Annotated in this window: 5 protein-coding genes and 1 pseudogene; 2 read left to right on the top strand and 4 right to left on the bottom strand. The window is 38.7% G+C overall.

Annotated elements, in window-relative coordinates; genetic code table 11:
* Positions 1–196 precede the first annotated feature (196 nt).
* Together nadB and DBR11_RS00770 are read left to right on the top strand one after the other, a co-directional pair.
* Positions 197–1,783 (top strand): L-aspartate oxidase, encoded by a 1,587-nt coding sequence (gene nadB, locus DBR11_RS00775; RefSeq protein ID WP_108549700.1) that lies wholly within the window; start codon positions 197–199, stop codon positions 1,781–1,783.
* A gap of 10 nt (positions 1,784–1,793) precedes the next feature.
* Positions 1,794–2,303 carry a gamma carbonic anhydrase family protein gene (locus tag DBR11_RS00770; protein WP_108549699.1) on the top strand — a complete coding sequence of 170 codons (510 nt, stop codon included), beginning with the start codon at positions 1,794–1,796 and terminating at the stop codon, positions 2,301–2,303.
* A gap of 1 nt (position 2,304) precedes the next feature.
* Here DBR11_RS00770 and DBR11_RS00765 read toward each other — a convergent pair whose 3' ends face one another.
* From DBR11_RS00765 to DBR11_RS00750, 4 genes and pseudogenes are all read right to left on the bottom strand, one after another.
* A complete protein-coding gene (locus DBR11_RS00765; RefSeq protein ID WP_233260602.1) occupies positions 2,305–3,891 on the bottom strand; it encodes an Ig-like domain-containing protein in 1,587 nt (528 codons plus the stop codon).
* A gap of 194 nt (positions 3,892–4,085) precedes the next feature.
* Positions 4,086–5,948 (bottom strand): tRNA uridine-5-carboxymethylaminomethyl(34) synthesis enzyme MnmG, encoded by a 1,863-nt coding sequence (gene mnmG / locus DBR11_RS00760; RefSeq protein WP_108549697.1) that lies wholly within the window; start codon positions 5,946–5,948, stop codon positions 4,086–4,088.
* 66 nt (positions 5,949–6,014) lie between these two features.
* Entirely contained in the window at positions 6,015–6,263 is a 249-nt protein-coding gene (locus DBR11_RS00755) for a hypothetical protein (protein WP_108549696.1), read from the bottom strand.
* Positions 6,260–6,619, bottom strand: a pseudogene (locus DBR11_RS00750) (ABC transporter ATP-binding protein); the annotation flags it as partial. The gene DBR11_RS00755 and the pseudogene DBR11_RS00750, both read right to left, overlap by 4 nt.

Below are 6,619 nucleotides of genomic sequence, written 5' to 3'. Positions count from 1 at the left end.
GTATGTTAATTTTTTGACTGAGGATAAAAAGTGAATAACCCCGGGAATACTGGTTAAAAATAACTGAAAATATTGTGTCAAAATCTGTTTTTACCTTAGCTTTAAACATTCAAAAATATTTGTTCTATTTATTTATACAAGAAATTAACACTTCTACCAACGTTGTTAACAAAGTGGTGGAAATTAGCCTAAATCAATGAAAAAAGTCGATTTTTTAGTCATAGGCTCGGGTATTGCGGGTTTGAGCTTTGCTTTAAAAGCTGCCCGGCACGGGAAAGTTTTAATTATTACCAAGTCAAATGAAGACGAATCAAATACAAAATATGCCCAGGGTGGTGTAGCGGTTGTAGTTGACAAAGATGATTCATTTGACAAACATATTGAAGATACCTTAATTGCAGGAGATGGATTATGTGATAAAAAAGTGGTGGAAATCGTTGTAAAAGAGGGGCCTCAGCGTATTCAAGAGATTATTGATTATGGAATCAATTTTGACAAAGACCCAAAAGGTGTTTATGACCTGGCCAAGGAAGGTGGTCATTCGGAACATCGTGTTTTGCATTACAAAGATGTGACGGGCTATGAAATTGAAAGTGTTTTACTCAAACAGATTCATGAGAACGAAAACATAGAGATATTAACACATTACTTCTGTCTGGAGTTAATAACTCAGCATCATCTTGGTGAATTTGTGGACAAGAGTACTAAAGATATCCACTGTTTTGGTGTATATGCCTTTAACACAGAGCGTAACGATGTGGAGAAGATCTTAGCTTCTGTGACTATCATGGCATCGGGTGGTGCAGGACATATCTATTCGAGTACAACAAATCCCGTTATTGCTACGGGCGATGGAATGGCGATGGTTTATCGTGCTAAGGGAAAATTGAGGAATATGGAGTTTATCCAGTTTCATCCAACGGCGCTTTACCATCCGGGTGAGTATCCAGCTTTTTTAATTTCTGAGGCAGTTCGTGGTTTTGGCGGTGTGCTAAGACGAAAGAACGGGGATGAATTTATGTATGAATATGATGCACGCGGATCTCTGGCACCAAGAGATATTGTGGCAAGAGCTATAGATTCCGAGATGAAAAAGTCAGGTGAAGACTTCGTTTATCTTGATATTACGAACCGAAAAAAGCAAGATATTTTAAATCATTTTCCTAATATTTATGCCAAATGTTTGTCGATCGGTATAGATATGACTAAAGATCTGATACCCGTTACTCCGGCCGCACATTATATGTGCGGAGGTATTTTAGTAGATGAATTCGGAAGATCTTCTATACAGAACCTATATGCTTGCGGGGAATGTTCATCTACTGGATTGCATGGTGCAAATCGATTGGCTTCCAACTCTTTACTGGAAGCGCCGGTTTTTGCCCACCGGATTTACCTGGATGCTGTAGAACGGTTTAAGACAGCTGTGATACCAGACAATATTCCCGATTGGAACGAGCATGGAGTAACTCAGTCTAACGAAGATATTCTGGTTACACATAATTTAAGAGAAATGCAAAAGCTAATGAGTGATTATGTAGGTATTGTACGCTCTGATTTCAGGCTGGACAGGGCGATGAGGAGGTTGTATCTATTATTTGAAGAGACCGAAGAATTCTATAAAAAGAATAAAGTTTCAGTCAAACTTTGTGAGCTCAGAAATGTGATACAGGTGGCTTATATTGTTATAAAATCTGCGATGGCCAGGAAGGAAAGTCGGGGCTTGCATTATACAACAGACTATCCAAAACATGCAGAAACATTAACAGATACCATATTTTAAACGAAAGATTATGCCAGTAATATTGCCTGTAAAAGGGAAATCTCCTGATTGGGGAGATAATTGTTTTATTGCACCAAACGCCACAATAGTAGGAGAGGTGAGTATAGGAAATAATTGCTCCGTTTGGTTTAACGCAGTAATAAGAGGGGATGTAAATAGTATTAGCATTGGTAATGAAACAAATATACAGGATGGTGCAGTGATTCATGCTACCTATTTGAAAGCCTCTACAACAATAGGTAACCGGGTTTCTGTAGGGCATAATGCTATTGTGCATGGCTGTTTAATTAAAGACCATGTACTGATTGGCATGGGCGCTATTGTAATGGATCATGCCGTTGTTGAAGAGTATTGTATCATTGCTGCGGGCGCTGTAGTGCTGGAGAACACTTATTGCGAAAGTGGATATATTTATGGTGGAACACCGGCGAAAAAATTAAAGCCCATTACTGAACAGCAACGGGCTTTATTGAATAAACTTCCTGACAATTATATCCTATACTCGGATTGGTTCAGATAAATTAAGAAGAAGGTTCTTTTGGGATAGTGATGGTTTCATTTCTATCCCAATTGGCCTTTATAGAGAGCTCTTTTGGCTCATTATAGACCTTTTCAGGTTGAATCCCCTTGGCTATGTTTCCAGTGTCCCAGAGGCCGTTCTTATTGGCGTCGTAGATAATCCTTACATAGTATTTTCCTGCGCGGTAGTTGACAAATTTTAGTACTGTATCCCCCTGGAAAGTATTGGTATTAACAATGAATTTTTTTTCATCCAATACCTCCAGAATATATTGTTTGTCCTTTTCTGTAACGGCTACTTTGAGTTGTAATGTACCATAGTTATCCCGGTTTGCCAATTCGAATTTCTTGCTAAATTCTTTATTCGTGGCTTTAAATATTGCTGTAAAAGCACCGGCACCGAACTTAATTTCATAAATACTTTTGGCTACCCATGGGTATTTAACCAGGTAGGAGAGCAGATCTGTACTGTCTTTAACGATGGTTATTCCTTTTTTAACAACAGAGTCTTCCATCAAGGTTACTTTAGACAGATCAACACCTTCTACAGGCAGTGTAAAGCTTAAACGAAGCGGTCTGTTGGGGTTAAGTAAATTACCTTCTAGATTATCTGTAGCGGTGAGCGTACGCGTGTAAGTATCTTTTTTGCCCCGTGTCAGTTTTGCGGTTTGAAGCAATTTTCCAGCGTCGGTTACGCTTACTTTTACAGAATCAAAGTTCATGTCTTTTAACCAGAGCTTCACAGAATCTTTTGTGGCATTAAACTTAACAAGCTTGCCCGCATCCAGGGCAGCAGGCTCTGTAATGGTAAGTTCTGGTTTGGAGAGTTTTTGGTTAAAGTCCATGAATATGCTTCCATCAGGATTCAGCTTGCGATCAATGATCCTGAACACTGCAGCATCTTCTTTGAACATCACCATATTAACATTGTCGATATTGGCTTTCAGATGTATGGGTTCTTTTAAAAATCCAACTTCATCCGAACTTTGCTGGTAAATTTTATCGCTGTTTTTATCTTTAACCGTATAGATTTTATAATCACCTTTTCTTAAATTACTTAGTTTGTAGTTTCCGCTGCTGTCTGTTGTGGTATAGATGGAAGGACGTTTTTTACCAAATAAACTATCCTTTTGTAAAGGAAAGAGCATAACTACAGCTTCAATTTCCGGAAGTTGCGTTAGAGAATTTACGACTTTTCCTTTTATACTTAAAGAGTCTAGGGTAGGACCGGTGGAAAATACATAGGTGAAATTCTTGATGAGGTTTCCTTCATTAATATCTCCGATGGATTTACCGAAATTTAAAGTATAGGTGGTGTTCTTTTCCAGACTATCCATGAAATTAATTTCAAGAAATTTCTTCTTTACTTTGAGTTCAGGCTGTCTTTCCAGTTCGGGTGAAATAGAAAATTCCTTTTGCTGATTATTGATCTTAAAATATTCATCGAACTGAATCACTATTTTTTTAGCCTGAAAATTGGTAGACAGATCTTTGGGCTCCATTTTTAAAACCTTAGGTGGCTTAGTGTCTTTTGGCCCTCCGGTGAGCTGTCCGGGTGTCCCGCAGCCATAAAAAAGGGAAATTCCCATTAGGAAGGAAAAAAAGATGGGTATAATTCTATTAATGCCTGATTTTGCCATTTTAATGAGCTCTGAGTAATTTTATTCGTGTTTAAACTAATTATATTAAAAAAACTAGAAAGTGTGTTATATCGCTTTAAAATAAGCCTGATTTTAAAGCGATATTTTATTTATTAATTAGTTGATTGTCAGTTTATTATGAATTATTTACTGATGTGAACCATTAGAACAGAGATATCAGAAGGCGAGACACCTGAAATTCTGGAGGCCTGACCCAAAGTTCTTGGTTTTATCTTCAAAAGTTTCTCTCTTGCTTCCTTGGAAAGTGAAATCAACTGGGAATAGTCGAAGTCCGGGTTGATGTCTTTGTCTTCCATCTTCTGCATCTTGTTAACAATTTCCTGCTCTTTTTCAAAGTAGCTCTCGTATTTAATTTTGATCTCTGCTTGTTCCACCGTTTCTTTATCGTACTTATTGAGTAATTCATTAAAGGCTGGACTGACCTGACGAAGATCTTCTATACCGACTTGCGGACGACTTAAGATACTAAACAACTTTACATTCTGAGTGAGTGCACTGGTACCTAATTTTTCCAGCATATTGTTGGCTGCTGCCATGTCAATACCTTCTTTTTTCGAAAAGGCGACAATAGCATCTGAATTGGCCACCTTTTGTTTAACCAGATTCAGACGTTCATCACTGATGAGTCCAAGTTGATGACCAATAGGGGATAAACGGATATCTGCATTGTCCTGTCTAAGTAGCAATCGGTGCTCTGCTCTGGAAGTGAACATCCGGTACGGCTCGTCTGTTCCTTTGGTGACCAGGTCATCAATCAGTACACCAATATATGACTCTGATCTTTTCATAATCAACTCCTGTTTATCATGTACTTTCTGATGAGCGTTAATCCCTGCGATAAATCCCTGACTTGCAGCTTCTTCGTATCCAGTAGTTCCATTGATCTGTCCTGCAAAGAATAAATGGCTTATTTTCTTTGTTTCCAACGTTAAAGTGAGTTGAGTAGGTGGAAAATAATCGTATTCTATAGCATAACCAGGGCGGAACATTTTGGCATTTTCAAAGCCCGGAATTTGAATCAACGCGCGGTACTGTACATCTTCAGGGAGGGATGTAGAAAATCCATTAACATAAATTTCACAAGTATTCCACCCTTCTGGTTCTACAAATATCTGGTGTCTTTCCCTTTCTGCGAAGCGGTTAATTTTGTCTTCTATAGAAGGACAATATCTTGGTCCAAGACCTTTGATTCGGCCGGTAAACATCGGTGATTTTTCAAAACCTTCTTTTAAGGTTTCATGAACATTACTGTTGGTATAGGTGATCCAGCAGCAACGTTGTTCTGTAGGAAGAGCTACATTGGTATACGAGAATCTACCTGGATTTTCATCCCCCCATTGTTCTTCCATCAGAGAATAATTTAAGGACCTTCCGTCTACACGGGGTGGGGTACCTGTCTTCATTCTTCCAGCTTCCAAACCAAGTTCTTTGAGTTGTTCGGTAATTCCGGTAGCTGCTTTTTCCCCCGTACGTCCCCCTCCAAATTTCTTTTCCCCAATATGAATTAGTCCATTGAGAAATGTACCATTTGTGAGGACTACGGATTTAGATCTGATCTCAACACCAATCGAAGTTTTAACGCCAATTACCCGATCATTTTTTATGATAAGACTGCTGACCATGTCTTGCCAGAAGTCTACATTTGGCGTGCGTTCTAAAGCAAGACGCCATTCTTCAGCAAATCGTTTTCTGTCATTTTGTGCTCTTGGGCTCCACATTGCCGGACCTTTTGATAGGTTGAGCATGCGAAACTGAAGAGTTGTTTTATCGGCGATGATGCCGGAATAACCACCCATAGCGTCAATTTCTCTAACGATTTGTCCTTTTGCCACACCACCCATGGCAGGATTGCAACTCATCTGTGCGATGGTTTCCATATTCATGGTAATCAACAGAACGGAGGAACCGAGATTTGCTGCAGCTGCAGCTGCTTCGCAACCTGCGTGTCCAGCACCTACAACAATGACATCATATTCTTTAAACATTGCTCATTTTATTAATGTTCCACGTGGAACAAGTCTCCTAAAATTACGAATAGGAGTATCTAGGTTTCACGTGGAACGTTTACTTTTAAAATTCTTAAAAAGGCTGAAAATAGCCACAAATACCCACACAGCCTCTAATATAACGAAAGGAATAAAGCCAATCATCCAGGAAGAATATCCAGCAATTGCAGCTCCAAACAGATTCAATAGCGCATAAATCGGATCTTCAGCCTTGATCATTTTCAGGGCTTGTAGAAAGAAGGCTATTAGTAATAAGCCTACACCAACTGTTGCAACTAAATCAGAGGTTTTCATTTTAAATTTATTTTTTCAGATAATTCTAACCACCGTTCCGTAACCTTATCCAGTTCACTTTGAATATGCTCTATTTTCTTGGTCACTTCCTGTATCTGTATATAATCTGTACTTTCTATAAAAAGCAGGGAAGAGGTCAGTTCTGAAATCTTATTTTCAAGTTGGGCTATCTGGGATTCCGAATCGTCCAGTTCTTTTTGTTCTTTATAACTTAACTTTTTTACTACAGGGGCAGGGGAGTTTTCTACTTCCACTTTTTTAGATGGCTTAGTTTCTTTCGTCTTTTCAGCTTCTAAACTAATTCTGTATTCAGAATAATTACCATTATAAATGGTCACCTCTCCATTGCCCTCCAT

The organism is Pedobacter sp. HMWF019, assembly GCF_003061025.1.
Taxonomy (GTDB): domain Bacteria; phylum Bacteroidota; class Bacteroidia; order Sphingobacteriales; family Sphingobacteriaceae; genus Pedobacter.
Note: the sequence above shows the minus strand (reverse complement) of the source record. Positions and strands in the feature narration are given on the sequence as shown.